Origin of the sequence: Rossellomorea sp. NPDC077527 (assembly GCF_044542955.1) — a bacterium.
Lineage (GTDB): Bacteria > Bacillota > Bacilli > Bacillales > Bacillaceae_B > Rossellomorea > Rossellomorea aquimaris_E.
Window position 1 is genome coordinate 435,494 of the sequence record NZ_JBITVL010000001.1, and the last position, 26,512, is coordinate 462,005.

At 42.4% G+C, this 26,512-nt stretch carries 31 protein-coding genes and 1 pseudogene; 25 read left to right on the plus strand and 7 right to left on the minus strand.

Annotated features, from left to right (window positions below):
- Nucleotides 1-5 precede the first annotated feature (5 nt).
- From ACIGG7_RS02155 to ACIGG7_RS02185, 7 genes are read left to right on the plus strand one after another with little or no spacing between them, the layout of a single operon-like run.
- On the plus strand, nucleotides 6-320 hold the full coding sequence (locus ACIGG7_RS02155) for a hypothetical protein (protein ID WP_397548599.1): 315 nt from the start codon (nucleotides 6-8) through the stop codon (nucleotides 318-320).
- Between the two features lie 30 nt (nucleotides 321-350).
- The gene (locus ACIGG7_RS02160) at nucleotides 351-929 is read left to right on the plus strand and encodes a GNAT family N-acetyltransferase (RefSeq protein ID WP_397548600.1); all 579 of its coding nucleotides are present in this window, start codon (nucleotides 351-353) and stop codon (nucleotides 927-929) included.
- A complete protein-coding gene (locus tag ACIGG7_RS02165) occupies nucleotides 926-1,450 on the plus strand; it encodes a 5' nucleotidase, NT5C type (protein ID WP_397548601.1) in 525 nt (174 codons plus the stop codon). The genes ACIGG7_RS02160 and ACIGG7_RS02165 overlap by 4 nt, the downstream gene beginning before the upstream one ends.
- A gap of 30 nt (nucleotides 1,451-1,480) precedes the next feature.
- On the plus strand, nucleotides 1,481-3,415 hold the full coding sequence (locus ACIGG7_RS02170) for a DUF2207 domain-containing protein (protein WP_397548602.1): 1,935 nt from the start codon (nucleotides 1,481-1,483) through the stop codon (nucleotides 3,413-3,415).
- Between the two features lie 42 nt (nucleotides 3,416-3,457).
- Complete coding sequence (locus tag ACIGG7_RS02175) at nucleotides 3,458-3,751, plus strand: hypothetical protein (protein WP_224942244.1); 294 nt, start codon at nucleotides 3,458-3,460, stop codon at nucleotides 3,749-3,751.
- Nucleotides 3,752-3,772: 21 nt separating this feature from the next.
- A complete protein-coding gene (locus ACIGG7_RS02180) occupies nucleotides 3,773-4,366 on the plus strand; it encodes a non-canonical purine NTP pyrophosphatase (RefSeq protein ID WP_397548603.1) in 594 nt (197 codons plus the stop codon).
- Between the two features lie 10 nt (nucleotides 4,367-4,376).
- Nucleotides 4,377-4,517 carry a hypothetical protein gene (locus ACIGG7_RS02185; protein ID WP_397548604.1) on the plus strand — a complete coding sequence of 47 codons (141 nt, stop codon included), beginning with the start codon at nucleotides 4,377-4,379 and terminating at the stop codon, nucleotides 4,515-4,517.
- Between the two features lie 144 nt (nucleotides 4,518-4,661).
- On the opposite strand, the gene ACIGG7_RS02190 is transcribed toward ACIGG7_RS02185, so the two are convergent.
- On the minus strand, nucleotides 4,662-5,630 hold the full coding sequence (locus ACIGG7_RS02190; RefSeq protein ID WP_397548605.1) for a nuclease-related domain-containing protein: 969 nt from the start codon (nucleotides 5,628-5,630) through the stop codon (nucleotides 4,662-4,664).
- Nucleotides 5,631-6,017: 387 nt separating this feature from the next.
- On the opposite strand from ACIGG7_RS02190, the gene ACIGG7_RS02195 reads away from it, so the two are divergent.
- From ACIGG7_RS02195 to ACIGG7_RS02215, 5 genes are all read left to right on the plus strand, one after another.
- The gene (locus ACIGG7_RS02195; protein WP_397548606.1) at nucleotides 6,018-6,215 is read left to right on the plus strand and encodes a hypothetical protein; all 198 of its coding nucleotides are present in this window, start codon (nucleotides 6,018-6,020) and stop codon (nucleotides 6,213-6,215) included.
- A complete protein-coding gene (locus ACIGG7_RS02200; protein ID WP_397548607.1) occupies nucleotides 6,212-6,514 on the plus strand; it encodes a hypothetical protein in 303 nt (100 codons plus the stop codon). Before ACIGG7_RS02195 ends, ACIGG7_RS02200 begins: the two co-directional genes overlap by 4 nt.
- Complete coding sequence (locus ACIGG7_RS02205; protein ID WP_224942254.1) at nucleotides 6,511-6,804, plus strand: RNA polymerase alpha subunit C-terminal domain-containing protein; 294 nt, start codon at nucleotides 6,511-6,513, stop codon at nucleotides 6,802-6,804. The genes ACIGG7_RS02200 and ACIGG7_RS02205 overlap by 4 nt, the downstream gene beginning before the upstream one ends.
- 134 nt (nucleotides 6,805-6,938) lie before the next feature.
- Nucleotides 6,939-7,766: a hypothetical protein gene (locus ACIGG7_RS02210; protein ID WP_397548608.1), complete on the plus strand. Its 828-nt coding sequence runs from the start codon at nucleotides 6,939-6,941 to the stop codon at nucleotides 7,764-7,766.
- Nucleotides 7,767-7,807: 41 nt separating this feature from the next.
- Entirely contained in the window at nucleotides 7,808-8,971 is a 1,164-nt protein-coding gene (locus tag ACIGG7_RS02215) for a hypothetical protein (protein WP_397548609.1), read from the plus strand.
- A gap of 59 nt (nucleotides 8,972-9,030) precedes the next feature.
- On the opposite strand, the gene ACIGG7_RS02220 is transcribed toward ACIGG7_RS02215, so the two are convergent.
- Nucleotides 9,031-9,798 carry a class I SAM-dependent methyltransferase gene (locus tag ACIGG7_RS02220; RefSeq protein WP_397548610.1) on the minus strand — a complete coding sequence of 256 codons (768 nt, stop codon included), beginning with the start codon at nucleotides 9,796-9,798 and terminating at the stop codon, nucleotides 9,031-9,033.
- 615 nt (nucleotides 9,799-10,413) lie between these two features.
- On the opposite strand from ACIGG7_RS02220, the gene ACIGG7_RS02225 reads away from it, so the two are divergent.
- The 4 genes from ACIGG7_RS02225 (at nucleotide 10,414) to ACIGG7_RS02240 (ending at nucleotide 13,598) form a co-directional block, all read left to right on the plus strand.
- Nucleotides 10,414-11,499 (plus strand): CotH kinase family protein, encoded by a 1,086-nt coding sequence (locus tag ACIGG7_RS02225; RefSeq protein ID WP_397548611.1) that lies wholly within the window; start codon nucleotides 10,414-10,416, stop codon nucleotides 11,497-11,499.
- A gap of 110 nt (nucleotides 11,500-11,609) precedes the next feature.
- Entirely contained in the window at nucleotides 11,610-12,503 is an 894-nt protein-coding gene (cidR, locus tag ACIGG7_RS02230) for a cidABC operon transcriptional activator CidR (RefSeq protein WP_397548612.1), read from the plus strand.
- Between the two features lie 187 nt (nucleotides 12,504-12,690).
- The gene (locus ACIGG7_RS02235; protein WP_224942265.1) at nucleotides 12,691-13,227 is read left to right on the plus strand and encodes an acyl-CoA thioesterase; all 537 of its coding nucleotides are present in this window, start codon (nucleotides 12,691-12,693) and stop codon (nucleotides 13,225-13,227) included.
- On the plus strand, nucleotides 13,224-13,598 hold the full coding sequence (locus ACIGG7_RS02240; protein ID WP_397548613.1) for a hypothetical protein: 375 nt from the start codon (nucleotides 13,224-13,226) through the stop codon (nucleotides 13,596-13,598). Before ACIGG7_RS02235 ends, ACIGG7_RS02240 begins: the two co-directional genes overlap by 4 nt.
- Nucleotides 13,599-13,920: 322 nt before the next feature.
- Here the strand turns inward: ACIGG7_RS02240 and ACIGG7_RS02245 are convergent, their stop codons facing one another.
- Complete coding sequence (locus tag ACIGG7_RS02245; protein WP_397548614.1) at nucleotides 13,921-14,595, minus strand: hypothetical protein; 675 nt, start codon at nucleotides 14,593-14,595, stop codon at nucleotides 13,921-13,923.
- Nucleotides 14,596-15,405: 810 nt separating this feature from the next.
- On the opposite strand from ACIGG7_RS02245, the gene ACIGG7_RS02250 reads away from it, so the two are divergent.
- From ACIGG7_RS02250 to ACIGG7_RS02260, 3 genes are all read left to right on the plus strand, one after another.
- Nucleotides 15,406-15,618 (plus strand): hypothetical protein, encoded by a 213-nt coding sequence (locus ACIGG7_RS02250; protein WP_397548615.1) that lies wholly within the window; start codon nucleotides 15,406-15,408, stop codon nucleotides 15,616-15,618.
- Nucleotides 15,619-15,846: 228 nt separating this feature from the next.
- Nucleotides 15,847-16,287 carry a GNAT family N-acetyltransferase gene (locus ACIGG7_RS02255; RefSeq protein WP_397548616.1) on the plus strand — a complete coding sequence of 147 codons (441 nt, stop codon included), beginning with the start codon at nucleotides 15,847-15,849 and terminating at the stop codon, nucleotides 16,285-16,287.
- 282 nt (nucleotides 16,288-16,569) lie between these two features.
- Nucleotides 16,570-16,758: a hypothetical protein gene (locus tag ACIGG7_RS02260; protein WP_397548617.1), complete on the plus strand. Its 189-nt coding sequence runs from the start codon at nucleotides 16,570-16,572 to the stop codon at nucleotides 16,756-16,758.
- A 130-nt stretch (nucleotides 16,759-16,888) separates the two neighbouring features.
- Here ACIGG7_RS02260 and ACIGG7_RS02265 read toward each other — a convergent pair whose 3' ends face one another.
- Nucleotides 16,889-18,082, minus strand: a complete 1,194-nt coding sequence (locus ACIGG7_RS02265; RefSeq protein ID WP_397548618.1) for an MFS transporter — start codon at nucleotides 18,080-18,082, stop codon at nucleotides 16,889-16,891.
- Between the two features lie 203 nt (nucleotides 18,083-18,285).
- Here ACIGG7_RS02265 and ACIGG7_RS02270 point away from each other — a divergent pair.
- From ACIGG7_RS02270 to ACIGG7_RS02290, 5 genes and pseudogenes are all read left to right on the plus strand, one after another.
- Nucleotides 18,286-18,480: pseudogene (locus ACIGG7_RS02270) on the plus strand (KGG domain-containing protein); the annotation flags it as partial.
- A 211-nt stretch (nucleotides 18,481-18,691) separates the two neighbouring features.
- A complete protein-coding gene (locus tag ACIGG7_RS02275; protein WP_397548619.1) occupies nucleotides 18,692-19,069 on the plus strand; it encodes a hypothetical protein in 378 nt (125 codons plus the stop codon).
- Between the two features lie 78 nt (nucleotides 19,070-19,147).
- Entirely contained in the window at nucleotides 19,148-20,041 is an 894-nt protein-coding gene (locus tag ACIGG7_RS02280; RefSeq protein ID WP_397548620.1) for a DUF6843 domain-containing protein, read from the plus strand.
- 80 nt (nucleotides 20,042-20,121) lie between these two features.
- Nucleotides 20,122-20,547 carry a nuclear transport factor 2 family protein gene (locus ACIGG7_RS02285; RefSeq protein ID WP_397548621.1) on the plus strand — a complete coding sequence of 142 codons (426 nt, stop codon included), beginning with the start codon at nucleotides 20,122-20,124 and terminating at the stop codon, nucleotides 20,545-20,547.
- A 412-nt stretch (nucleotides 20,548-20,959) separates the two neighbouring features.
- Nucleotides 20,960-21,643 carry an adenine nucleotide alpha hydrolase gene (locus ACIGG7_RS02290; protein WP_224942279.1) on the plus strand — a complete coding sequence of 228 codons (684 nt, stop codon included), beginning with the start codon at nucleotides 20,960-20,962 and terminating at the stop codon, nucleotides 21,641-21,643.
- A 61-nt stretch (nucleotides 21,644-21,704) separates the two neighbouring features.
- Here the strand turns inward: ACIGG7_RS02290 and ACIGG7_RS02295 are convergent, their stop codons facing one another.
- The 3 genes from ACIGG7_RS02295 to ACIGG7_RS02305 are packed head-to-tail and all read right to left on the minus strand — an operon-like array spanning nucleotide 21,705 to nucleotide 25,329.
- Nucleotides 21,705-22,799, minus strand: coding sequence for a Ger(x)C family spore germination protein (locus ACIGG7_RS02295; RefSeq protein ID WP_397548622.1), 1,095 nt, complete (start codon nucleotides 22,797-22,799; stop codon nucleotides 21,705-21,707).
- Nucleotides 22,796-23,890, minus strand: coding sequence for a GerAB/ArcD/ProY family transporter (locus ACIGG7_RS02300; RefSeq protein WP_397548623.1), 1,095 nt, complete (start codon nucleotides 23,888-23,890; stop codon nucleotides 22,796-22,798). The genes ACIGG7_RS02295 and ACIGG7_RS02300 overlap by 4 nt, the downstream gene beginning before the upstream one ends.
- A 32-nt stretch (nucleotides 23,891-23,922) precedes the next feature.
- Entirely contained in the window at nucleotides 23,923-25,329 is a 1,407-nt protein-coding gene (locus tag ACIGG7_RS02305) for a spore germination protein (protein WP_397548624.1), read from the minus strand.
- A gap of 236 nt (nucleotides 25,330-25,565) precedes the next feature.
- On the opposite strand from ACIGG7_RS02305, the gene ACIGG7_RS02310 reads away from it, so the two are divergent.
- On the plus strand, nucleotides 25,566-26,429 hold the full coding sequence (locus ACIGG7_RS02310; RefSeq protein WP_224942283.1) for a protein phosphatase 2C domain-containing protein: 864 nt from the start codon (nucleotides 25,566-25,568) through the stop codon (nucleotides 26,427-26,429).
- Nucleotides 26,430-26,512: the final 83 nt, after the last annotated feature.

Here is a 26,512-nt window from a genome sequence, read left to right on the forward strand (position 1 = left end):
TATATATGAAAAAATTCATCTCAAGAACATCATTAGTGACGGCTGTGGCACTTGCAATTGCGATTTGGATAGGAAGCCTCCTGTTCGCCTTTTCGTACGGTGAGTGGAGCTTTTTTATAGGTCTTGGTATAACAGTGGTACTCTTCTTTTTTAACAGTAGCGGCGGGGCGTTATCTAAAAATGCCACTCTAAATGCGAGTCAAGCAGGGTGGAAGGTTCAGAAGGATAATGATCTGAAGGCGAATGTGGGGGCAGTGTTTTATGGGGTTCTTTTATTTACGAGTGTTAGCTTTGTTGTAATGATGGTGAGTTATTTTTAGTGAGAGTCTGTTTCAGATAGGAGGGACATCATGCTGGATTTTTGTGGAACCCCCACATTAGAAACCGATCGACTCATTCTTAGGAGGATGCGCCAAGACGATACGCAGATCGTATTTGATCGGTGGCTTTCAGACGAACGAATATCAGATCATCGTATCAGCCCTGCACACAAGAATGTTTTAGAAACAAAGGTACGGGTTGAGAAGATTGTGAGTGGGTACGATTCTAAAAAGTTCTGTTACTGGGGTATAGAGCTCAAAGATGGTCATGACCTCATTGGAGAGATTGATTTATATGACTTTGACCACGCTACTGGGAACTGTGAGGTCAGTTATTCCATTGGATACAATTGGTGGAATAAGGGGTATGGGACCGAAACGTTGAAAGCGGTCGTTGAGTTTGCTTTTATTCATATGAACCTTCACAAGTTGTCAGCCTCCCATAATACAGATAATCCGGCTTCGGGCAGAATCATGGAAAAGGTCGGGATGAAGCAGGAAGGAATCATACGGCATATGATTCGAAATGCGAAAGGTCAGTATAAAGACTGTGCAGTTTATGGGATGCTGCGGGAGGAGTATGTTGGACGGAAAGGAGCGGGCATATGAAAAGAATAGCCATTGATATGGATGAGGTGATGGCGGATTTACATAAAAAACATCTGGATTTATTTAATAAGAATTACAACGAAACACTGACAACAGATGATTTATTTGGAACAAGACTTTGGAAAATCCGGCCACGCTCTGCAGATGACATCCTTGCGTATGTAGATGATCCGACATTTTTTCGGGACTTGGAAGTGATGGAAGGGAGTCAGGAAGTCATAAAGGAATTGAATGAATCCTATGAGATTTATATCACGACTGCGGCAATGGAGCATCCTACTTCTTTCACCGCTAAATACGAATGGTTAAAAGAACACTTCCCCTTTCTATCAGACTTACAATTTGTCTTTTGTGGGAACAAAAGCATTATTCATGCGGATTATTTAATTGACGACAGCCCTAGACACTTTAAGAACTTTAAAGGTAGGGGCATATTATTTTCAGCTCCCCATAACAAGTATGAGACGGGGTATGAACGTGTGAATAATTGGGAGGAAGTGCGAAGGTACTTCCTAGCGTAAGGCAAGATTTTTGAAAGGAGGAAAACGAATATGCTTAAAAAACTCATCATCCTTCTCCTCATTCTTTTCTCCTTTGGTCAAACAGCTTATGCCAAGTCCTACAGTATCGATGAAGTCCAAATCCGGGCATGGATTCAGCCCAACGGAAATCTAATGATCAACGAAATGTTCACGTACACCTTTAATGGGAAGTTTAAGAGTGTCAGGAGGTCCATTCCTGAAGATCACCACGAGGGAGTTCAGTGGTTTAAAGCCTATGAACTGATCAATGATGAGGCGGAGCTTGGCTTCACCAAGGATGCGGATCTGCGTCCGCTTGATGTGAAACGGGAGGATGGTACGTATCGTTCACCATTTCCGGTGGAGGACACCAAGAAGACCATTTTTTACGCCTATGAGCTGAAAAATGCCGTGAAATCGTATAATACATACAGCGATCTGACGGTTCCTTTCTTCGGAACAGACAGCAATCATGACATCGATTTACATAACGTAACGATCGACTTTGTATTCCCTGAAAAAGTCGACCCTGCCGAGTATGAAGCTTTCTTCCACGATCAAAAGGGGAAGGTGGAAGAGGAGGGGCCAGAGGTCGTTCGCTTTACGACCCCTGTTTCTGACATGTATTCCTTAACGGAAACGCGGCTTTTCTTTCCCTCTTCAATCATGACCGAGCAGACAAAGACCGCTGCTTCGAAATCATTGGAAGAGGCCATTCAAGAAGAAGAAGACCGGATGGCACTCGTGGAGAAAAGAAAAACTCAAATGAATACAGTTAAAAAAGTACTTGGTGGGCTCGCACTCACTTTAGGCGGAATCTTATTCATCATGATACTGGGATTCCTGATAGGCAGAATAAGAGGAAGTGGCAGAACGAGGGATGTGTTGGAAGCGGATCCCCTTCTCTTGTACATGGTCCATAGGCGTGGGAAGTTCAGACACGGAGCGTTGATGGCCGGGTTGTACTCGTTGGTGGAAAGAGGGAAAGTGAAGGTTCATAAACAGAAAACGACGACCCGTTTTCTGAGTGATAGCTGGGCTCCGGATGAGACCTTGTTCTTCACACTGATCTCTGAAGACAAATCACTATCATCAATTGAAGCAAAGCTGGTGTCATGGATCTTTAAGAGAAAAGGAAAGAACGGATCGGCCGCATTTGCCATGACGGACCTTGCCGGGGCTACGAAGAGTGAGAAAGATCTCAGCCGCCATGTAAAGAAATATCATACCAAGGTCAAGGCTCTCAAAGAGCAGGAGAAGGAATGGTTTGCTGAAGTATTAAAAGAAGCAAAGGAAGCCGGACTCCTGCATGACCGCTGGTTCCATTTTGTCACGAAGCTCGTGCCTCTTTCCGTTGTAATCGGGACCTTATGTGCCTATTATTTTGACATGCAATCGGCATTTGCTCTATGGATGTATGGAATCATAGGTAGTGGATCCCTTGCATTGCTATGGTGGAAGAAAGAAAAGAAGTGGCCGATTTTTATTTTTGGTGTTATAACCTTTTTTGCCATGGCTCAACTTCATAATGAAACAGCGGGCTCGTTCCTGCTTTTATGCCTATTTCTCACTATCACTCTTATGTTCACGGTCCCTCGCCATACGATGTCGGGAGCGGCACTTGATGTAAAAGCGGGTATCCGCCGGTTCCGCAAACAGGTGAAACGAGAAGGGTTCCCCGCTGGGAATGGAGAGGAAATGGACATATGGACGATCCGGATCCTTCTTTTTGAACGGAAGAGGAAATTAAGACATATGACAGGTGAGTGGGTGGAGAACCATACCGTGTTACCGGCTGCGCCACTTTCTGCTCTCATGATCTCAGATCAGAATCCCCATGAGTTCCTCACCAATTCATGGAAATGGAGCGGTCCACCTCCTGGTGAGTCCGGTTCGTTTATTGGAGGATATTCTGATGGAGGAGGCGGATTTGACGGCGGCGGTGGAGGTGCTGGCGCGGATTGATCAAAGAGTGAAGTGAAGATGATCACGAAAGGGGAAAATCCAATGTCAAAAGATAACTTGAACCTTATTATCATCTTAGGTGTTTTATCAGCGATAGCGGGTTTTATTATGCTTTTCTTTTGTGTATATTTTGGAACTGCTAAGGCTGATGCTTGGTTGTTCAATCGTGGTGGTGCGGACCCTGAATATTACAACGTTATAGTAAAGGGATATATCAATACCTTTTTAGTTGGCGGCAGCATTTTATCCGTGATAGGTGTGCTAGCTATCGTCTTGGGGTATCATCAGCTTCAGTATAAAAAAAGCAGTGACTCACATTTGGATGAAAGTTCTTAGAAGGATCGGGAGGAAGTAACGTTGATAGAAGTACATGAGAAAACGATGAAAGAAATCATTTTCGTCACAACGAATAAAGGAAAAGTTGCTTCTGCACAGAAGGAGTTAACCAACATAAAGGTTTTGCCGATTGAGGCTGAACTAAGTGAACCGAGAAGCGATGATATTAAAGAAATCGCGAAGCAAAAGGTGTTACAGGCATATTCAATTGTGAATCGACCCTGCATCGCTTTGGATTCCGGATTTTTTATAGAGTCGCTAAACGGTTTTCCAAGAGCATACGTCAACCACATGCTGGATACAATCGGCATCGAGGGGATATTAAAGCTGATGCATGGTGTGGAGAACAGAGTTTGTGAATTCAGATCTTGCCTAGCTTATTATGACGGTGAGGAATTGAGATTCTTTGAGAGTAAATCCCCCGGAGTCGTCGCAGAGAAAATAAGAGGTTCAGAGAATGAGAATAGCTGGTCCGATCTTTGGTATATCTTTATCCCGCGGCACTTTCGTAAAACGATGGCTGAATTTGATGAAGGGGATTTCTTGGAGTATAACCGGGTGAAGGAGACGTCGGGGATGAGGAAGTTCGGGGAGTGGTATTCAAATTTAAGATAGGGGGATAGGGATGGTTATTGGTTTGTTGATAGTGGCTATTCTTCTTTTGATAGCTGGATTTTTGACACCGATTGGATCGGGAACCACTTTATTGGTGTCTGCGATTCTGTTTGGTGTGGTATTGATACTCTCTCTTAAGAAAAAGAGATAGATTCAATGTTGGATTGTAGCGATAATTTTTGTAAGGGGGTGCCTTGAATTTACGGGCACCCTATTTTGTTTGTATTATGATTGTTTTTACATGTAGGAAAAAGATTCTCAATATATGAATGGAAATGAAAACTTCCTGAGTAGACTAAGATCCTTTAGTATAGAACACTCCCTTTTTGGTTCCTATCTTAGTGAGATTGAGTGATTGAAGAATATTTGACGCCGTTTTACGAGAAGGAAGGAGGAGGAAGTCTCTTAATTCCTGATTGGTGATCGATTGCTTGATTAAGAGAAAATAATCTTCAATGGCCTGCACATGAGCCGTTTTAGAGAAGTGGTTACAGTGTTGGCAATGCCACACGCCGGTCATTCTGGTCATGACATGGGTACATTGTTCGCAGAGAACTCCACGTTTAATGTTTGATGGTTGTAATTGATAGGTAGCTAGTATTGAAGAGTTTGGTTCTTGGTGTTGATTCAATAAAAGTCTTTTAGTCTTCTTCAGATCAATGACTTGGTTGTCATCCCGGATATATTTCGTATTTAGTTTGCTTATTTCACTGACAAGGCTTTGGGCATGGATGATTTTATCATGAGGGGGAAGGAGCTTGTGGCCAGACGCCATTTTCAGAATAGTAGAGGGATTGCTGAATACGACTAGGTATTCAATAGGGGGACAGGGTAGTTTGTTGTTGTAAAACCATCTTTGAAGAAATAGTTTCTTGCGGTTTGCCTGTGTAATGGGATCGGGAAATCCCGTTTCAATTCCTTTGTAAGACTTAGTGAATTGATTGAATTCCGGGTCTATGGTCAGGGTGCCGGAGATGTTTTTTACTTCGATAGGAAGTGAGTAGAATGAAGTAATAAGAAGGGAGTCTATTTGAAAGAAATCCGGTTTCATGGGGAGTCGTAAATCACTGAAGATCATATATTTCTTGTCGGTCAGAAACCTAAGCTGGTAATCCACAGCTTTTTCACCATTATAACCTGCTTTTCGTTTCTTGAGGTCTTGTTCAATGTCTGGCCGTTTTGAATGGTTTATGGGAACCAGCCTTTTTAATAGAGCCTCGGTTTGGAGAAGTCTTTGAGGGGGTTGTCTTTCTTTTATAATCAAAAAATCACTCCTTTGATGAGGTATTCATAGGTATAGTTCGCCATAAGGAGAGCATCTCCTGCTTTTTTTGAGATTGTATGTCGGTTTTTAGACCAAAACGTAAAGAGCTTACCAAGGCTGTACATAGATATGAGCCGGTTTTGCCCACTTATGAGCTGGATTTAAAAATTTATGAACCGGATTTTCAAAATATGAGCCAGAATCTAGATTAATAATCCGTTATTTACTTTTATAAGCTCTTTGTCGAAAATTCTTTAATAATGAATACAGTAAACTCATCTAAAGGTCTATGCTGCTTCTCTATTCTACAAACGTAACAATTTTATTACTGAGAAACGATTGAAGAGGATAGAAAATTTTGGAATAATAAAGATAAGGAGGAGTACTATGAAAATCAATGCCTATCTCATCCGTTTATCATTCTCCATCATGCTGATCTTCGGCGGGGCGCTTGCGATTTTTTACATAAAAACAGGAGATATTCTTGTGTACAATCTGATCGCGACTTGTGTTGCGATGGTTCTGCTTTTGTCTTCATGGGTTTGGAGAAACAATAAGAAAGCAAATGAGGAGGAAATAATATGATGGTTTGGCTCAATGTAGGAAGCTTGTTGCTTGGAATTCTTGCCTGGACCCTTCCGGTAGTGACGCTTGTGACGTATAGAAAAAATCACCTCACCCTTGCCGTCATGAGCATGGGGGCGTGTGCACTGTCTCTATCTTTTCAAATTTTCTATCACTATCATTTGGTCAAAATTGGGGACTGGTCGGCAATAATGGATGTAACAGGATCCGTGGCGCTCGCTTCGGCGATCCTGATCATCGTAACGATTCTGTTAAATACCATGACAATGATCCGTCATAAGAAAGAAGTGATATCATGACTTCGAAAGAAAACGTAAGGATTTGCGATAAAGGGCATACCTATGTAAAAAAGAGCGACTGCCCGACCTGCCCTGTCTGTGAAAAAGAACGGAAACCTGAGACCGGTTTTCTATCGGTCCTCTCAAGTCCAGCGAGAAGGGCATTGGAGAATAACGGGATCACGACGTTGGAAGAGCTGGCTGCCTACAGTAAGAAAGAGATTCTTGCTTTTCACGGGATGGGGCCTTCTTCTATTCCTAAGCTTCGGAAGGCACTTGGCGAGAAGGGCTTGGCATTTAAAGAAGAATAATAAGAACTTAAATAAAACTTTACGAAAACCGATTTTCATCACTGAAAATCGGCTTTTTTTCGTGAGAGAAGGTGGTACTACCGACAAAAATAAACAGAAAATGTCGAATAGTGTCTATGAAAGGGGGTGAAATCATGCACATCAGATCAATCCTCTTTATGAGTATTTTGATAGGGGCAGCGGCAATCCTGCCGATTCATACATATGCACAAGATCACAGGGAAAACGACCATAGATCAGAGAAAGCTGCTATACATACGGATGCAGAGGATAAGGAGAAGAAAAACCTTCCTGAGAAACAAGGCAAAGAAGAAAGCCAGGTGAAGACTCCCGGTCCACCTCAGGTTTTGCCGGCAAAGGCTCAGACACCTCAAAAGGGTAAGCGGCCTGAAAAGGCTGTGCCTCCTAGTGTCCACCAAAAGGCTAATGCTCAGGAAAAGCGGTCTGTGAAGGCTGCTGCAATAGTCAAAGAGTCAATAGATGCAAAGGGAGTAAGAGGAGAGGCGGATACCATCAGGCAACCTGTGCGTAAAGAATCTGCCAAACCTCTCACTACCGAAAAACATGAGGTGAAACACTCGGATGAGAAGCCTTCATTTGCTGTTGTAAAGGCGGTCGTGAAAGAAGTAGAATCTCCTCCAGTTAAAAAGAAGACCTCAACTCGAACCTCTGTTCAGAAGCCGATTCCAGAACCGGATAACCACTCCCCATCCAAGAAGCAGCTAGTCGATATAGAAGTGATTCACACCTCTACACACCGGAACCAGCCTTCTGGGGGGAAGACTCAAGACCTTCCCGGTACGGGGTCAAGTGCGACAAGCTTCATTGCAGTCGGATTCCTTTGGGAAACAGGGTTGTACCTCGGCAACATTTATCATGCTTCTGACGTTCAATACTGGTATCAGTGGATGAATGCCCCGCCTTCGCCACCGCCGGAAAAAGCTCCTTTTCTTACCGTTTAATACGAATTTAAATAACGATATAGAAGAGGAGAAAAACGAAGATGAAAACATCAAACAAATGGATGAAATCAATGGTTGTTACGACTGCATTATCATTTGGACTTATGTCTGGAGGCACGTTCGCTCAGGCAGCGGGAATGGATAAAGAAAAAGGGGAAAACGTGAAGGCTGAACAAGCCGTCCATTCAAAGCTTGAACATGAAAGAGAAAAAGAAACTCATGTAAAACCTGAGGCTCCTGAACAGTCGAAAGCAGAAGAAAATCAACATCAGGCAGAGAAGCAACAGGAAGAGCCTAAAAGACAAGCTGAAGAAAAAGCCAACTCTGCTAAACCTAACGTGAAGCCTAATACAGAAAAAAAGGCTGAAAAACCACAAAAAGCTGAAAACAAAAGAGTGAACTCACAGGCAAGCGAGCATGCAAGTGAAACAGCTGTCCAGCATGCAAACGTGAATTCAGCGATTTTATCTTCAGCTCCGACAGAAGAAACACCTGAACAGCCGGAAGTGCCGGGAGAAGAATCCGAAGTAGTGACAGAATCCAATGAAGCTGAGGCAGCTGCGGACTATGCATACGGATCGGACTCTGCTTCAACCGCAAACCCTGAAGGGCAGGATTTTTATATCGGGAAGTTAGGGTATGGAAGCAAGGTGCAGTTTGACACGACGACTGGCGGCGGCATTTTCTTCAACAGTGATAGAGCAGAGGAAGCTACGTACCTTTACGGATACTGGTTCCTTTCAGGTATGCAAATCGCACCTGACGGCATCTCTCCGATTGAATGGGGAGAAAATCAGGCGGCACTTGCTCTAGAAACCTATGAAGCAATGAAGAGTGTCTATGGCACGAAAGTCAGACCTGTCATCTTCATTGATGTTGAACCGGCATATACGGGCATGAATAGCTATGATTATGCGAACAATCAATTGATTTACAGTGCATTCATTGATTATCTTGAAAAGTATGGGGAAGGCGTCAAACCTGGTACATACTCTTCTCCATGGAGCTGGGAAGTGTCGATGGGAGAATACACTCCCAACACGCCTGGTGCTTACTGGGTTGCATACTACCCGATGGAAGTGCCGACAGACCTGACAACGGACAACTCGGAATGGCTTGAATTTCCGGGAACGGACGAGCGGGCGGAAATTTGGCAGTACTTCGGGGGAGAAAACGATTATAATGTCGCTTGGATGCTTCCTTAATATCCTAGGATAACAAAGTCTTATAAAGAAATCCCGGAGCGTGTGTGCTCCGGGATTTTTTACTTCCTTCCACTTATGATCATTCCATGACCTAGAACTTTTTTATTTAATAGAATACTTGGCATAGGAATATACTCTGCAAGAGTATAGGATTCGATGTCAGAAACACCATCCTTCATCAAGGAAGCGATAAGCTCGTTTACATCCCCGAATGTTTTCTCATCTTGAAACAAATCCATAAAGACGAAATCGCCACCGGGCTTTAAGCACCTAAGCGCCTCTTTGATGACCGCGGTCTTATCAGTGGAATCCTTTACTTCATGAAACGTAAGGCAGCTGACCACAACATCAAATGCAGCGTCTTGAAAAGGAAGCTTAGAAGCACTAGCTTTCAAGAAATGGATGCGATTCGATACTCCTTCAATCTCAGCGTTTTGCTCGCATTGAACTTTCGAATATTCCCAGTTCTCACCCCAGTAGTCGATTCCAGTCAATGTGGAGCTCGGAAAGTGCTTGGCAAGTTTAATGATCAGTGAACCGCTCCCTGTACCGATATCAAGGATTTTTTCAGCCCCACCATCCACTTTGGACACAATCAAATCATGAATCCTCGATTGATAGTTTCCTCCGAAAGCCGAGAATTGATAAATAGAATAAGAGAGAATAAAGGCGATATAAAGAAATGGCAGCGAAAGCACGCCGGATAAGACGCGTAGGTATACCGGTATGGGAAATAAGGTGCCCAGGAGAAGAAGGAGAGAAAGACATAAGAAAATAAGTAGTTTGTTCATTCGAATCCACGTTTGATAGTTTGGTTTCGTATTCATTTGATTCCCATCCTTAACAGCTATAGTAAGTTTGTTACTATTATAAAGGAACTGACCATGTAAAAGAAGATAAGCAAGTGAATATCAGGCACTTGAAATAGTTTAGGAAAGTAATGAAGTTCAGAGGCTCAGAGCATGAATCATATGCTCTGAGCTGTTTTTATTTTGAAGGGAAATGAATTTTTATGAAATAGGGGCTATAAGTACAAACATTTTGCAAAATTGCGATCTGAATTTGAGTAATAAATAAAAATCAGGACAAGAGACGTGTCAACAAGGACAAATACCAAATATAATATTCTATCTTGAATTAAAGGAGGAGAAGATATGCCACCAAGAAAGCCGAAAAAACACTCGAAAAGTTCTACAGCATCATCTAGTTCTACTGGTTCTAGTAGATCTACTGGATCAAGCAGTTCACGCAGTTCACGCAGTTCACGCAGTTCAAGTAGTTCAAGTAGTTCAAGTAGTTCAAGCAGTTCACGCGGAAGAAGAAACTGCTAACAGAGGAACTAAGAGGGACAAAAAAGTAGAAGATACGTTCCTGTTTCTTCTACTTTTTGTTTCGAGATTTCATTAGAGGACTAATATTACGATGAAAGGAGCATCATGGACATGACTTTTTCCCTCCCTTTATATGAATTGCTATTTGAGAAAAATGATTTAAGGGAGCTTCAAAGCGATGTGTGGAATGATCTGCCGGTACCTGCTCATATCAAAATTGATCAAGAAACCTATGATATCGATATTTGTTACAGAGGGTCCTACACAAGGGAATTAGAAAAGAAATCCTATTATGTAGAGTTTGTGAATCCGAGGACATATGATGGCAAATTAGATATCCATTTAAATGCGGAATTGTATGATCCTTCGCACTTCCGGAACAAGCTCTCCCTGGATTTCATGAGGGATATTGGCATCCACACTCCAGAAAGCCAGCATATTTTCCTTATTCAGAACGGTAAGCCACTAGGCCTTTACCTCCAACTTGAATCCGTTGACCAAATTTACTTAGAAAGTCGTAACCTCCCATTGGGTCCTATTTATTACGCGACCAGTAATAATGCGAATTTCTCCTTAAAAAGAAAAGGAAAAAAGAAAAAATCTTTACTCTCCGGTTATCAAAAAAAATATGGAAATGAGCAAGAGGATGAATACCTCATCGACCTTGTAAAGACAATCAATACCACACCTAGCTCTTCCCTCTCAGATGTCCTTCCCAACCTTCTAGACGTTGAAAATTACTTAAAATGGCTCGCAGGAGCTGTTTGTACAATGAATAACGATGGCTTCACTCATAACTACGCGTTGTATCGCAATCCAGAAAACGGACTGTTTAGCATCATCCCCTGGGATTATGATGCTACATTCGGGAGAAAAGTCAGCGGCGGAGTCATGAATTACGATTACGTACCCTTAACGGGGAAAGAAAAAAATAAACTAACCACTCGGCTTATGAAGGTTCCCGAATTCAGAAGGCAATATAAAGAGTTATTAGAAGAAATCCTTGAAACGAAATTTACCGTGAAGTACTTAAAAGAGAGCGTTATGGCGTTACATGCCAACCTGCGGCCATATGTACTGGATGATCCTCATATTAAGCAAGATATCCGGCAGTTTGACCGGGAGCCTTCGTTTATTTTTGAATTCATTAAAGCCAGGCGTGCTTTTCTTAAAAGGGAATTAAAGATGTTGGATTAGTTATCGTTTTAAATGAGTGCAAACAATAGGAGAGCTTGCTAGGCTTTCCTTTTTTATTTGGAGGGTATGATAAGATGATGTCATATGATTCAACATAAGAAGGTGAGCAAATGGACATCAGACACTTAAAATACTTCATAGAGGTGACTCGTTTTAAGAGTTTCACCCGCGCGGCGGATCACTTGTTTGTGACGCAGCCGACGATTAGTAAGATGATCCGGAATCTGGAGGATGAGCTTGGCGTTGAGCTGTTTGACCGTTCCAGGAAGCAGCTCGTGCTGACGGATGCAGGCCGGGCTATTTTGAAGCAAGCCCAGACGATCGATAAAGCATTCGAGAATGTCCAGCATGAGCTGGATGACCTGATCGGCCTTCAGCGGGGGCATATCCGAATTGGACTCCCGCCTATCATGGACGCAGGTCAGTTCATCAAGGTGCTCGGGGAATTCCATGCGCTCTATCCCGGCATCACGTTCCAGCTGATTGAGAACGGGACGAAACGGATTGAAGAGGATATCCTCGCTGATCAACTGGATGTCGGTGTCGGTGTGCTGCCTGCTGCTGAGGAAGATTTCCATCACTTTTCGTTCATGAAAGAGGAACTGCGGCTCGTGGTGCCGAGAACCCACCGATTGGCGGGAAGAAAGCAAGTCAAATTGATGGAGCTTGAGGACGAACAGCTCATTCTATTTAACAAAGATTTTGCCTTGAATGACCGGATCCGGGAGGCATGCAAGAAAGCCGGCTTTATCCCGAAAGTAGTATCCGAAAGCTCGCAGTGGGACTTCATCGGGAAGATGATCGAGGCGGAACTTGGGATTTCGATCCTGCCTTTCAGCGTGTACGAGCAGTTGAAAGAAGATCTGATCGCGATTCGCGTCGTGAAACCCGTCATCGAGTGGGACCTCGCCATCATTTGGAGGAAAAATCAATACTTATCCTATGCCACTAAAGAGTGGCTGACTTTTACCCAGGAACGATTAATGGGGAGCATTTCCGACTGAGGAATGCTCTTTTTTTTGCCTCGATTTAGGGGAAATGGGGATTGATACCATTCAGTTGTAAGCCGTTGCATAGACAGCATCTATGGTGATGATGAGGAACATTCATTTCACTTATCGGAATCAGGGGCGTACACTTTGGGTATCAAACGTTTGAAATACCATTTACACACAGAAAGGACTTGTTTTCATGCCTCAAACCAAACATCCGAAAGAAAGTCTGGTCGTCAGTACCGATCAGGTTATGATCAATGATTTAAACAACTATAACACCCTATTCGGGGGCGTTTTGATGAAGAAGCTTGATAACAACGCGACGTTATCCGCCAGACGCCATGCACGGGTTAAGGAGTGCGTGACGGCATCAACCGATTCCATTGACTTCCTGTATCCGATTCACCAATCCGATTCCGTATGCGTCGAATCTTTCGTCTCTTACGTCGGAAATAAATCAATGGAAATCTTTTGCAAGGTGATCGCAGAAGACATGATCACAGGGGAAAGACGAATGGCGGCAACGGCCTTCCTTACTTTCGTGGCTCTTGATGAAAATAAAATACCTGTTAAAGTTCCGGAAATCGTACCGGAAACGGAAGAAGAGAAATTCTTGTTCGAATCAGGAAAAGAACGGGCGGAAAGAAGAAGAATCCGCCGCAAACAAAGTAAAATCCTGAATGGCATCATCGGACTAGAAAAACCTTGGAATATGGGAGGGGAAGCATCATGACCACAATGGTAGCGGGAATGAACGAACTCCACGAAGCGAAAAAAGACGTGGAAGCACTGAAACAGGATTACCCGGAGCTGAATGAACAGCTTGTTCACGTCACTAGCCTGACACGTCAACTGCAGCTGAAGTACGGATATATGGGGTCATTACTCCGTGACAAAGAGCTGCCGGATTACGAACCACAGTTTGTACGGGACTCGATTCTCTCACTCTATCAGGAAGAAGTGCAGAAATTAAAAGAACACCCGAATATTGTAAAGCTGAAAGACATCATGAAAAAACATAGACAAATCAGTGACTCGAAATTATTCTTATTGATCCTTGGAGCGAAGCCGGAACTGCTGCAGGGGTCGACGATCATAAAGTAATGGAGAGTAGAGCCGGAAGAGGGGAGTCTTCCGGCTATTGATTATGGATGAAACTTAAAATTTACAGCAAAAAATTTTCTTCTAAAAAAAAGGACGCTTTTAAGCGCCTTTTTTTGAAATAAAACTATTTTTTATTATCCAAATAATTTTGGATAATAAAAAAAGCGAGCAGGGTGAACAATAATAATCCCAAATCCAGATAGTGACTAATATATCCCTCTGTTGATAAAAGGAATAATGTGATTAGGATTAGCGTCGTTATAAACCTCAAAAAATTTTTTTTAACAAAGCTAAGCATTTATTATCGCCAACCTTTTATATTTTATTGGAATTTTGCATTTTTGTACTTACTAGATAAAGGTATGGAAGGATTTGGTATTTGACTGATTTGAAGCCAGTTCATATCAAATTGGATTCCACCGGGACAAAGAGCAACTACTACTCCGAGAGTAGCTAAAATTTTTGTTATTAATGGTTCTGGTACCCATATACCCCCAATAGTTACCCCAGCTCCAATAGCCCGAATTGTATACTTACTAAGATATATTCTTACTCCCCACCAGAATGTATCAACATCTGTTTTGCCATTTTTAAAAGCAGCAATACTTACCATCATTTTATCTGAATCTTTTTTTATACTCTCTTGATTAGGATCAATAATGTTTATGTTCCCATAATTATTACTTATGAAAATGTTAGTATCATCAAGGACAGACTGTAATTTTTCGTATTCTTGTTTACTTAGTTTGACCTTGGCTTCATCACTAATGATATACTCCGAATTATCTCTAAGTTTAACATATTGTTCAAATTTTACTTTTTCTTTTTCTGTAATAACGACGTCCCCTTCTATTCCAGTTAAATTAAGCTCGTTCATGTTTTCAGTTTCATTAATTTCTAGTTTTTGAGTTTCTCCATTTGATGCAGAAACACCTGGTGCAATTGCTGAAACTAGCATTACTGATGCTAATCCGGTTAAAGAAGCTTTTTTAATCATTTAAACATCCTCCATTTATCCATTTTATTTACAACAATTATAAATATTACCATATTAAATATTTAACATATTAAAAAACGACCTTAAATAATCCTTAAATATATATCTTATTCTATAAAACTTTGGTTTCCTAAGAGGCAAATTGGAATTTGCAACGTACTAAATATGTTAGTCCCAGTTCTGTAAAAGATAGAGGCTATATTTATAAAAAGTAAACTTTGTTTCAAATAGTATTCATGAGGTATCTAAAGTAAATAAAAGAAACTCGTGTAAAAAAGTGTTAGAAATCTTACCATGAAACTATTTTCCTGTTTATATTTGACGACTACTTTTCTTACCCTTGCTCCATACCGACGATCTAATTAATCATTTTCTTTTGTCGATAAACGACAGTAATAAATACAAAGTCAATATCATCTTGATTCTGTTATTATGTATAACGGAGTCTTCACCGGAGGGAGAAGGTCGCTTTTATGTTTATTAATAAAGGTTATTGTGTCGTCAATCTGGAAGAAGTGAAAAATGTAACGTTAAGGGTGCTTAAGAAATTGAGGATCATACCGGAAGAATAAAGGAAGGAGCTTACCTATAGCGGTTAAGCTCTCTTTTTGCACAAAAAAGATTGAGAAAGATTTCAATATTTGAAATAATTAGGAAAAACAGAAGAAGGGGATGAGAAAGGCATGGTCTATCTTGTAAACGGCATCTTCGACATCCTGAGTGGGGTCGGCATCGTCTTTTTAATTTTGATCTCCTTTTTGATTTTTACGGTTTTAAGAAAGGGAAAATAGGGTTCTGGAGGAGCATTATATGAAATTGAAAAAGAATTGGCTTATGATTTTTCAAATGATTGGTGTGGCAGGTTGTGTATTAGGGATTTTCCAATTTAAACTCGGATTCTTCATTGCTTTTCTCTGTACGGGCCTTTTTTTTATGCTGGATAATGCAAAGAACGTGAAAAGTCTTGGCATGGTAAGGGGGATTATCGCTTTATTCTATTCTTTTTACTCCCTGATGCTTTAGGCCATGATGAAACGATTGGTGGAAAGGCTCATATATCTTGTCTTCACGCTGTTTATCTTCATCGTGTTATGGAAGGGGACGGCATTTTTATGGGAGGAGTTCGTGCCGTGGAACTTTAAAACGGATATGGCGATGTTGTTTATTGTGACACCTATTCTTATGGGATTGTCCTTCATATTATCAAGCCTTGCTTTTCAATACACAAAAGACTCATGAGGAGGTGCATGGATGAAAGCAGACATTATTCCCTTCAGCCGGCAGTATGCCGAAGAAACCGTAGCCATGTGGCGGGAAAGTAAAGAAAGGGCCATTGGCCAAAAGGAAATACATAGCGTGGACAGTCACATTTATTTTTTAACCCATATCCTGCCGGAGGAATGTGAAATCGATTTGGCAATGCTGGATGGAAAAGTAGTCGGGATCGTCGCATATAATGATACGGAAATCAATCAGCTTTACATTCACTGTCATTATCAAGGGTTGGGAATCGGGCAGATGTTACTGGATCAAGCGAAAGCGAAGTCCAGCGGGCGTTTGACTCTTTACACTTTTGAAGTAAATCAAAACGCACAGAGGTTTTATGAAAAGAACGGATTTGCGGTGATCGGCAGGGGTCATGAGAATGAAGAAAATCTGCCGGATATTCAATATGAATGGAGGGCGAAATGAGAAAATATTTAGGTCTCTTATCAATATTCATTTTATTGGTCACGTTCTTGATCTTACAATCCCTCGTTGGAAAACAAATCGGACATCTATGGGTGTGAATCATCGCAATAGGGTATGCCGGTGCAGCCTTTGCATCTTGGTATAGTGCACCTGGTTTTTGGAGGAAGGCATCGGCCGTGATTCTGGTGGTGCTTCCAGTTGGGTTCATCCTTTTTATTGTGTTGTTTATGGTTGCGTTGATGGGGAGCGGATTCTAAAGTGACCATCATGAAGGAGGGACACATGATGAGGCATATAAATGAAAAGCGTAAGCGGATTCAAAGGTTATATCGAAAACGAAAACAGGAGGGTTCTTCCAACAAAACCTGGAACCTGATCCTGATTCTGTGTCTCATCCCGGTCTTGATCCTCCTTGTAACGAGCGCTCTGTTCGATCTGGGGGTTCATTTGCCGGAGTTTTTTGGAAGATAGGGTGTGTCGAGATGAAACAATTATGGGTTGGGTTAACATGCTTAGTGGTCAGTGCGATTTTATATGGTGGAATACGGATGCCGGAGTGAAAGGGTGAATGAGAGAAGAGGACTTCTTGGGAAGTCCTCTTTTATATTGTTCCCGGGAGCTTTCTTCTCCCGAGCCTCATGGATATCCCAATGGAAATTAGGGAGAGGAGCACGATCATCCACACGACACCCGGCCAGTTCCATTGATGATAGAAGCTTCCGCTGACGGTACCGCCGATACTTGAGCCTGCGTAGTAGGCGGATAAATAAAGTGCCGAAGCCTGTGCTTTGTCGTGGACGGCGAGGCGTCCGACCCAGCTGCTTGCAATCGAGTGGCCGGCGAAAAAACCGTACGTGAAGACGGAAATCCCGATAATTTTTATCAAAAGGTTTGGATGCAAGGTTGTCACGACGCCTGCTAGCATGATGACCAGGGATAAAGGCAGGATTCTCTTTTTTCCATACTGATCCGCCAGCATCCCCATCCAGGTCGAGCTGAACGTGCCGACGATATAGACGATGAAGATGAAACCGACGACGGTCTGGCTGAGGGAGTAGGGCGGTGCGATCAGCTCGAATCCGATGTAATTGTAGAGGGAGACGAATCCGCCCATCAACAGAAATCCGATTGTGAAGAGAAACGTGAGCCCAGGTACCTTGAACTGACTGAACAGGGAACCTGCCAATGATTTCAGTTTGAAGGTCTGGGGTTTGAAATGCTTGGATGTGGGAAGCAGGGTCATGAAAATAATGCTCGAAAGCAGGCTGATGATCCCCACTCCCATCAGTGCGAAGTGCCAGCTGAAATAATCGGTGAGGACACCGCTGATGATTCGTCCCGACATTCCGCCGATGGAGTTTCCGCTGATGTATAGTCCCATCGCCATCCCGAGACTCTTCGCTTCAATTTCCTCTCCTAAATATGCCATAGCAACAGCTGGTAGTCCTGCAAGCGTGATCCCCTGTAGAATGCGTCCGGCTACAAGCGTGTGAAACCCCGTGGCGAATCCCGTACAGATGGCAAGGATCGAAGACGCTAGTAAAGAGAAGGTCATCACGGATTTCCGTCCGTACACATCCGATAGCGATCCCGCAATTAATAAACTGATGGCGAGGGCGATGGTGGTGGAAGACTGGCTAAGACTAGAAATTGCAGGTGAAACATCGAACTCACGAGCAATTTCCGGAAGCAGAGGCTGCGTCCCCCACAGAATGGCAAAAGTGCTGAACCCGCCAGCAAACAAAGCGAGATTTGTATTCTTAAAGGCTGATGTTCCCCGCTTGATGTATTCCATAAAGCAAGTCTCCTTTAATCGATTCTTGTACCCCCATCATACACCTCCCCGGAAAGCACTTCTATTCAGTTGCTTGTTGAGTGTAAATTAAATTACATATATGTTAAAAGAACCCAAATCTGTTTATTATTAAAATCACGAGGTATATAACCAATGTACAATCGTACAACACCATTTTACTAAACTTAAGGAGGATTTTATTTATGTCTAACAGTAACAATAACGGAAACAAAATGAGTTACGAAGAAGCTGGCCGCAAAGGCGGAGAACAAACAGCGAAAAATCACGACAAAGAATTCTACCAAGAGATCGGTGAAAAAGGTGGAGAAGCAACTTCAGAGAATCATAACAAGAAATTCTATCAGGAAATCGGGGCGAAAGGCGGACAATCCAGTAATTCTGGCGGATCGAATAACTCAAACAATTAAATCTAGCAGCCGGATCGTTTCGGGAATAAATGTAGACCTGTCAGGGATTGATGACAGGTCTTTTGTTTGTTTTTATATATCATTTCAAAAAAAAACGCTTGGAAATAATCTCCATTAAGTGTAAAATTACACTAATGAACTGTGCGTCAAACGTACAAATGGATTGGAATGGGGGAGTCCAATGAAGAAGATTCTATTTTCCTTTATGTGTGTACTGCTTATGAATCTATGTATATTTGTTTTCACTGACATCCTTAGCAATACTTTGTCGTGGAAAACGATTCTTATTGCTGCTGTTGGATCAGTGCTGCTGAATGGGCTATTCGTTTCGATCTGGTATCCTCAAGGAAATTTTTATAAAAGGGGACTGTACCCGATGGTATTTTATCAGGTCTTCTTTCTGCTCGTGATCGGAATCGTGGTCATCGCATCCTCCGACAAACAGTATATAGTGGATGCTTGGGATGGACTGTCTCCTTATGCGATGTTAGTGCTTGTTTCAATGATTCATGGATTAGTGATGTTGGTGATGGTGAAGTGGAATAGGAAATTCGTGTAATTTTAATTGAGGATAATCACAATATATGGTAAAGTTATAATGTGAAAATGTTCACAATCTCATTGGGAGGTTGCTTCCATGAATAAAATCAAACCGGCACTTTACACAAGTCTGATTCTCTCTACATTCATGATGATCATAAGTATTACGGACGGCGGGCTCTGGATTTTTCCAATTGTCCTGATCTATTCCCTGGCAGGAAACATGGCATATGGTATTCCCGTATCTCTTCTTTCTGATTGGTTGACGAAAAGGATGTCGAAGGGGCGGATGTTGGCTGCTGGCTTTATCCACGCGTTCTTTGGGGGCGTTACATATTTTGTCATCGACGGGTTTGCCTGGTTTGCGGTCATCTGTGCGGTGATCTTTTTCTTCATTGATGAATGGTTGAAAAGGAAGGATTCGTCGGGGGTTGATCGTGACAACAAGCGATTTTATCTGCAATTATTGAGTGTTATTTTCTTATTGGCAGTCGTGATTGTGGCTGTGAATTGGATACCTGGTATGGATAGGGAAGAGGGAATCAAGTCTCAGTATCTGATCCCCGAAGGTTTTGAGGGGACGGTTGTCATCCTCTATGGGATAGAGAATCGTCCTGCCCTTGAAGAGGTGGGAGATTTCTCCGTGGTCCCTGTAGAAATCGAGAGTTTACCCACGCTCATGCGTACGGATATTGAACGGTACGGGCTTTATCAAACATCTACTCAGAACCAAATTCTTCAAATCAGTCAAAATCAATATTACTATGTGGATGAAGAAGGAAATCGAACGCTTCTTGAAGATGACTGCATTTACCATAGCGGGGGTGGAGCAGTGACTAGTTCCGATGGAGAAGAGAGAGTATTTGATGAATTCCAGGTGACGAATTCTGCATGTGGTGAAGAATTTTCCTCACACGGGTATGAAAGATACTCTGCACAGGGACGAGAAATCGGTAAATACTTAGATGAGTATGGAAGCTTGACTGAATAAGTCAGGCTTCTTTTTTATGGGGATTGAGATTAATAGGGTGATTTGAAATAATTGGTAGGAACGAAGTTTAGGAGGTTATCATGGACAATCAATCGTTTAGAGACGTTCTAGATGCATTTTTACAAGCTTGGGAGAAATCGTCACTCACAGAATTGGAGAGATATATTTCTACTGAATATGAAGCGCGGGAAGTCAGGGATGGAGAAATGGAGGCATTCGGATACGCGGAATCAATCGAAGGCTGGAGGCAGGGATTTGATTTCGTGAAAGGGAAGGGTGCAGCATGGGAGATCCGGGAAGTGGCGGTCATACCCATGAAAGAAGATGAGGTCATGGCTGTCTTGTTTGCCACCATCGTACTCGATAGTAAACCGATGGAAACCGGCAACCTATTCTTCGATACCTTCAAGAATGAAGATTACAATTGGAAGCTAGTCAGAAGTTACATCGAGACGGGAGTTGAGAGAGGACTTGCTAGAGGGACGGACCTCAAATTGGGCTTGTGAGAGTTCGTTTGCTTGGAGATTGGAGGTCCGTCCCTCTTAATAGGGTAATTCGCCGATAAATTTGAAATATCGCCGATAAAATGAAAATTTCGCCGTTATATTGTGGATTTCGCCGATAAAATCCGAATTTCGCTGATAAATGGATGTGCAGGTGGTTGATGGACCTTCAAGGGCTGGAAGATTCCAGTATTTCGGTTACTAAGTTATCGTTTTTTAACATAAAGAGGCATTTTTACTGATGAAAACGGTAAAAAGTGGTGAGTGATGTCCTAAGTACAGGGAGATCTATTACGATTTATAGAAAAAATCATCAACTGAAGGCTGAAGCACACTCCGGCTTTTTTTATTTGAGTTATAAGACAGGGTTTGGAATAATGAATAGTGAGAAAACTCGAAAAAACGGAGGTCCCATATGAAAACAGTCATCGCCTACAGTGGTGGAAAAGATTCCACCCTGGCATTATATAAAATTCAGCAAAATCCCGATTATGAGGTGGATTCACTTCTTGTCACACTCACGGAAGGCTTCGACCGTGTATCGATTCACGGTGTCCGCTATGAAATGTTAAAGCAGCAGTCGAAGGCCCTTGGCATTCCGCTCAGGGAAGTATGGATTCCGCAAGATTGCCCGAATGAGGTGTACCAGGAACGGATGGGAAAGGCGGTCTCCGGCATGCTTGATGACGGAATCACTCATATGATCTTCGGGGATATTCATCTCGAGGATGTGAAGGCGTATCGGCAAGAGATGCTTGAAGGAACGGGGATTACACCGGTCTTTCCTATTTGGGGTCGACCTGTCCAAGAACTGGGACGTGAATTTATCGAACTTGGGTTCAAAACCGTTCTTACCTGCGTCGATCTGGAGCAGCTGGATCGATCCTTCGCGGGAAGAGTATATGATGAGGATTTTCTAACAGATTATCCTGAAAGCTGCGATGTTTGCGGAGAAAATGGCGAATTTCACACGTTTGTGTTTGACGGACCGAATTTTGAATGTCCGATTCCGTACGAGCTGGGAGAGGAGCGGGTGACGCCGGATTATCTGACAAATAAAGATCGGTTTTTATATAGGGATGTTGTGCCGATTAAGTGATCAAACTCTATACGAATGATTGAATGTAAAAACGGCCAAAGGAAATTTGGCCGTTTTCCTTCTACTGGAGACTTTGAGTCTCAATAATATCAACGCGAACCTTTGGTTTAAAGACCACTTGTTGGTAATCTTGTTTCCACGTGTCAGGATTCCAGGATTCATAATTGTTTGTAGAGAGATATTTTGCGACACCTAAAGCGTCACTATTGGCTTTTAGTAATAAGTCGGTTAGTTCTTTCGTATTTTTGGTCAGTTCTTTTGAGGCAATGGTATTGAGGGTGTTGATTGATTTATTGGTTTTGTTTTCATAGTAACTTACGATCCTGGCTTTAAAGTCAGTGGTAATCGTGCAGATCACTGTTTCACCATCTTTTGTTACTTCTATATTTGTCTTGGCTTTTTCAATGGCAATGACTAATGGCTGGCTTAACCTATCTGATTCGATGCTTAGCTTCGTTCCTCTCTTAATATCATTTCGTAATAGTAAGAGCAGCGAGGTCTGACCGGTGGAGAGGGTGTGCCCGCTGAATTGGTCTCCATTGAATAAAGCAGAACCCGCAAGCTTCAGGTTGTCCCCCTTATCTTTTTTAATATAAGGAATGATGATATCCTTTGTGTCGTCTGATATTTCATTCCAAGCTGTAAACACCGTATGTTCAGGAATATAGCCATCCTTGACACCACCGGTCAACAGGTTATCAATCTGAAATACGATAGGGCTATCTTGAATATCCAAAGAGAGAATATCGCTCCCCAATCCCTCACTTATCAGAATTCGAGAGGAAATATACGCATGGGTGGAGCGAATAATCGGTTCAACTATGGGAGTCAGTCCTTTTGTCTTGGCCAGATCTTCCCCCATAATCAGAATAAACGCTTTCCCCACGTCCAAATTGCCGGATACTTTATTTTGAAAATCCGTTTCGATTTCCGATACGGTTTTACTTTCAGATATGTAAAATTCATCCTTCACGTCGAGGTTCCCTGCACCAGAACTGCGAACATTAATCGCCCTTACTGTTCCGAGGATGTCATCGGACTCTTCTGCTACGTCAAAGCTAGCGCCGTTCACAAGACGATTGTCTTTTAACTGATTTTGGTCCCAGCACCCTGACAGTAAGAACATCGCAATGAACAAAATGGGAATCTTTTTCAAGAGGATACCTCCTTTCCGTGCTTTTTAAATAGGAATGAAAGTAATAGCAACAGGCCTGGAATGGTGAATACGACACCATAGCTTAAGTATTCTAAGGTAAGTGAATACAGCTTTTGGGAAGCTGGATCTTTTTTTGCAATGGTAAATAGAACGAAAACTAATGCGCTATTCATAATGACCAGGTGTTGAGGTTTCCCTTTATAGAATGTGAGACTTTTACCGCCTAAATGTATAAAGATGACGATCGATACTGCCAGGGGCACAATCCAGATGGATACAAAGAGCATGTCAAGACGGTCAATCATTTGAAAATGGAGTGGACGCAAAAAATAGATAACCGGGTATTTGATTTTATCCAAGGCCGATTCGCTGAAAATCAATATACAGAGCATCACAAAATAGGAGGTCAACCCTGTTACGAAGACATTGGCCCATGTGACCACTTTTAAAAACGTGGTTCCCTTCTTGGAGGCAAGTGGATATAAAAACAGGATGATTTCAAATCCTAATACGGATAGCAGACAATCTTTACCTCCGAGAATAATGTTCTTCATGCCACTGCTCCCCAGAGGAAGAATATGATGGAGGTCCATAGGCAAAGAAAACGAAAAAAAGGAGAACCCGAATTTAGCTACAATGAGAAGGGATATGAGCACAAAGAACCTGGCGATGATCCGGATGTCACTAATGGCTAAATAGGTACAAGTCAGCATCATGACAAGCCCGAGGACCCAATAAGGAGTGTCCAATAACAGATGTTCTTTGATGATGGTTGAATACTGTAATAAGACAAATGCCGCGGCCAGAATAAAATAAACATAGATAATGATATTGACAAAAGTCCCCGTCATTTTTCCAAGTAAAAATGTGTTGATTTCGGGGTAGGTCAATTGGGGAAACCGCCTTAATAACAGCCAAATGATGACTAGAAACAACTGGATCACCAATCCTGCCAAAAGGACTGACATCCAGCCGTCTCCTTTACTGGTCGCTTGCAACACATTTGGCAATGTCAGAATGCCGAACCCGACTTGGGTTTGAACCATAAGAAAGAAAATTTGCACGTTCGTTAGGGATTCTGTCTTTGACATGGGCAATTCCACACTTTCCTTATCTAAATTTCCTATGTTTGTTTTAAGGAATGATTTTTCTTCTTGGTTTTGATGATGGAATCTTTCAGTCCCCTTAAATGTAATGGTGCAACTGGCTGCAGGTAAGGCTTTCCGAACGACTCCAATCGGCATAAATGGATCAATACGACGGTAAGGGCGAGAACAATTCCTAAGAAACCAAACGTATTGGCGGCTAGCATGATCGGAAAAGCCATAATTCTGGCACCTGTTCCCATTTCATTGACAGGTGCTACGAAAGAGGCAATGGCCGTAAGTGCGATGACGACAATCATCGTGTTGGAAACAAAACCGGCTTCTACGATGGCCGTTCCGATGACTAACCCGCCGACGATCCCAATTGTTTGGGCGATAGGCGAAGGAAGACGAATGGCGGCTTCCTTCAACAGCTCGAGGACAAGCTGCATCGCCATGGCTTCAAACAATGGTGGAAGCGGCACGTAGGCAATTTGAATCCTGATCGCATATAAAATCCAAAGAGGAAGAACTTCTGAATGAAAAGATACGACCGCAATATAGATGGCAGGTAAACAAAGTGCTACTAAAAAGCTGAAAATCCGGATCAGTCTGAAGAAAGATCCAATCAGCCACCTGCTATTATAATCATCAGGTGATTGATAAAAACTGAAAAAGTCGATCGGGGAGATGAGGACGTTAGGATTTCCATCGACTATGATTATGGATTTCCCTTCTAATAAATAGGAGGATGCACGATCAGGCCTTTCTGTTGTCAGTAGTTGTGGGAAAAGGGAATAACGATTATCCTCGATTAATTCTTCTAGCTCCCCGGTTGATTGGATTTCTCCTACATCTATGCTGTCCATTCTTTGAAATAAGACGTTTAAAGGATCATGCTCCACCAATTCCTCAATATACACAATCGATGCTTTTGTATTGGTTTTAGATCCGAGAGTGTAACTTTTTATTTGGAAGCTGGGATCTTTCACTCTTTTTCTGAGCAAGAAGATATTCTTGTTCATATTTTCTGTAAATCCATCATGGGCCCCTGTGATGGTATGCTCGTTTTGAGGCTCTTGGATGGCTCTTTCATTATCTGCACCAACAGGTATCAAAAGAGCGGTAGGGTCATCTTCTGCAACGAGAGCACAGCTTCCTTGGAGTAGACTTTTCACTGTGGATTCTAAATCGCTTGTCCTGCTATATTCTGCGCTATTAATGACCGTTTCCGGGATTGTTTCTGCCTGGGAGTTCAGGAGCGGCTCGATAATATTTCGTTCTATTAAGTTTTTATCCACTAAAGAATCAATATAAATGAGTTGGCAAGGGGTATTCAGAAAGGTTAAATCCCTGATCTTAAAATCTTCAGCCTCATAGACGGCGGCTTTTATTGCTTCGATATTTTCTTTCATGATCGTTGATAGTTTGTCTGAAGAACTCATTCATGGCTCACCCGCCGTTCAGTTAGTGTTTCTTTTATGGTTGCCTGAAATGGTGTTTTTATGTTCGATAGTTGGAAAAGGCAGAGGGGTAAATGCGATCGTAATAGGACAATTTTTTATCAGAATATAATGGAAACGTGTAATATGGGAGGTGTAGGTTTCAATAAGACAATTGATTTACATATCCGGAAATGAATGATAGAAGTTGATTACACAACCTACTAGGAGGGAATCACATGAAATTACATCACATCACGATTAAAGGGGACGGACCTTTAAACGAAGACGCGTTGATTATGAATGAGAAGCTATCATTATTCGGAGTCGCAGACGGTGTATCTTCTTTAGTGCCGTTCATTTTAGAAGAGAACCTGACGGGTGGGTATATGGCTTCCCACATGGTAAAAGAACATATGGAGTCCAGTGATTTGGATAATCAGTCATTGCTTCAAATTTTAACGAAGAGTAATGAATGTTTACATAACAAAATGAGGGAATATGGAATCGAGCTCAAGAATAAAGATGATCTTTGGGGGACCGCCGTTGCTGTGGTTCGGTTAGTGGAGAACGGGATCGAGTTCATCCAAACAGGGGACTGCATGATCCTCGCCGTGTATGAGAGCGGAGAGGTCCGTCCCTTAACAAGACTTCAGGTCGAGCACTTGGAAGAGTATGCAATTGAAATATGGAGGGAGTGCATCCGAAGGGGATTCAGGACCAGGGATGACATCATACCTCACGTGAAAGAACAGTTAATCGCCAACCGAAAGAAGAGTAATACGGTAGAAGGGTATGGTGTTTTGAATGGGGAAGAGGAAGCTGTGGACTATTTCGAATACGGAAAGATCAATAAGGTGGGCGTTACCCATCTAATCCTGATGACGGACGGACTGTTCCTGCCGGCGGAATCAATTCCAGAAGGAGAATCCTACTGGGAACACACAGCCGAAAGCGTCCTCCAAAAAGGAATCAAGCAATATGCCCAAGACCTCATCAACCTAGAAGAAACAGACCCCCAATGCATCACCTACCCACGATTCAAAAAAAGCGACGACAAAGCCGGCATCGTGCTGGAGTTTGATAGAGGGACGGACCTATGAAGTAAGGTTTGGAACAATGGATAGGGTGTATAGAGAGGGACGGACCTCCACACAGGCTTGAGTGTATGAGTATTTGATGCGAA

What these genes read in the sequence shown, in the direction of transcription:
- ACIGG7_RS02155 (WP_397548599.1), top strand. Translation starts at nt 6, where the DNA reads ATGAAAAAATTCATCTCAAGAACATCATTAGTGACGGCTGTGGCACTT.
- ACIGG7_RS02160 (WP_397548600.1), top strand. Translation starts at nt 351, where the DNA reads ATGCTGGATTTTTGTGGAACCCCCACATTAGAAACCGATCGACTCATT.
- ACIGG7_RS02165 (WP_397548601.1), top strand. Translation starts at nt 926, where the DNA reads ATGAAAAGAATAGCCATTGATATGGATGAGGTGATGGCGGATTTACAT.
- ACIGG7_RS02170 (WP_397548602.1), top strand. Translation starts at nt 1,481, where the DNA reads ATGCTTAAAAAACTCATCATCCTTCTCCTCATTCTTTTCTCCTTTGGT.
- ACIGG7_RS02175 (WP_224942244.1), top strand. Translation starts at nt 3,458, where the DNA reads ATGTCAAAAGATAACTTGAACCTTATTATCATCTTAGGTGTTTTATCA.
- ACIGG7_RS02185 (WP_397548604.1), top strand. Translation starts at nt 4,377, where the DNA reads ATGGTTATTGGTTTGTTGATAGTGGCTATTCTTCTTTTGATAGCTGGA.
- ACIGG7_RS02195 (WP_397548606.1), top strand. Translation starts at nt 6,018, where the DNA reads ATGAAAATCAATGCCTATCTCATCCGTTTATCATTCTCCATCATGCTG.
- ACIGG7_RS02200 (WP_397548607.1), top strand. Translation starts at nt 6,212, where the DNA reads ATGATGGTTTGGCTCAATGTAGGAAGCTTGTTGCTTGGAATTCTTGCC.
- ACIGG7_RS02205 (WP_224942254.1), top strand. Translation starts at nt 6,511, where the DNA reads ATGACTTCGAAAGAAAACGTAAGGATTTGCGATAAAGGGCATACCTAT.
- ACIGG7_RS02210 (WP_397548608.1), top strand. Translation starts at nt 6,939, where the DNA reads ATGCACATCAGATCAATCCTCTTTATGAGTATTTTGATAGGGGCAGCG.
- ACIGG7_RS02215 (WP_397548609.1), top strand. Translation starts at nt 7,808, where the DNA reads ATGAAAACATCAAACAAATGGATGAAATCAATGGTTGTTACGACTGCA.
- ACIGG7_RS02220 (WP_397548610.1), bottom strand. Translation starts at nt 9,798, where the DNA reads ATGAATACGAAACCAAACTATCAAACGTGGATTCGAATGAACAAACTA.
- ACIGG7_RS02225 (WP_397548611.1), top strand. Translation starts at nt 10,414, where the DNA reads ATGACTTTTTCCCTCCCTTTATATGAATTGCTATTTGAGAAAAATGAT.
- cidR (WP_397548612.1), top strand. Translation starts at nt 11,610, where the DNA reads ATGGACATCAGACACTTAAAATACTTCATAGAGGTGACTCGTTTTAAG.
- ACIGG7_RS02235 (WP_224942265.1), top strand. Translation starts at nt 12,691, where the DNA reads ATGCCTCAAACCAAACATCCGAAAGAAAGTCTGGTCGTCAGTACCGAT.
- ACIGG7_RS02240 (WP_397548613.1), top strand. Translation starts at nt 13,224, where the DNA reads ATGACCACAATGGTAGCGGGAATGAACGAACTCCACGAAGCGAAAAAA.
- ACIGG7_RS02245 (WP_397548614.1), bottom strand. Translation starts at nt 14,595, where the DNA reads ATGATTAAAAAAGCTTCTTTAACCGGATTAGCATCAGTAATGCTAGTT.
- ACIGG7_RS02250 (WP_397548615.1), top strand. Translation starts at nt 15,406, where the DNA reads ATGAAATTGAAAAAGAATTGGCTTATGATTTTTCAAATGATTGGTGTG.
- ACIGG7_RS02255 (WP_397548616.1), top strand. Translation starts at nt 15,847, where the DNA reads ATGAAAGCAGACATTATTCCCTTCAGCCGGCAGTATGCCGAAGAAACC.
- ACIGG7_RS02260 (WP_397548617.1), top strand. Translation starts at nt 16,570, where the DNA reads ATGATGAGGCATATAAATGAAAAGCGTAAGCGGATTCAAAGGTTATAT.
- ACIGG7_RS02265 (WP_397548618.1), bottom strand. Translation starts at nt 18,082, where the DNA reads ATGGAATACATCAAGCGGGGAACATCAGCCTTTAAGAATACAAATCTC.
- ACIGG7_RS02275 (WP_397548619.1), top strand. Translation starts at nt 18,692, where the DNA reads ATGAAGAAGATTCTATTTTCCTTTATGTGTGTACTGCTTATGAATCTA.
- ACIGG7_RS02280 (WP_397548620.1), top strand. Translation starts at nt 19,148, where the DNA reads ATGAATAAAATCAAACCGGCACTTTACACAAGTCTGATTCTCTCTACA.
- ACIGG7_RS02285 (WP_397548621.1), top strand. Translation starts at nt 20,122, where the DNA reads ATGGACAATCAATCGTTTAGAGACGTTCTAGATGCATTTTTACAAGCT.
- ACIGG7_RS02290 (WP_224942279.1), top strand. Translation starts at nt 20,960, where the DNA reads ATGAAAACAGTCATCGCCTACAGTGGTGGAAAAGATTCCACCCTGGCA.
- ACIGG7_RS02300 (WP_397548623.1), bottom strand. Translation starts at nt 23,890, where the DNA reads ATGTCAAAGACAGAATCCCTAACGAACGTGCAAATTTTCTTTCTTATG.
- ACIGG7_RS02305 (WP_397548624.1), bottom strand. Translation starts at nt 25,329, where the DNA reads ATGAGTTCTTCAGACAAACTATCAACGATCATGAAAGAAAATATCGAA.
- ACIGG7_RS02310 (WP_224942283.1), top strand. Translation starts at nt 25,566, where the DNA reads ATGAAATTACATCACATCACGATTAAAGGGGACGGACCTTTAAACGAA.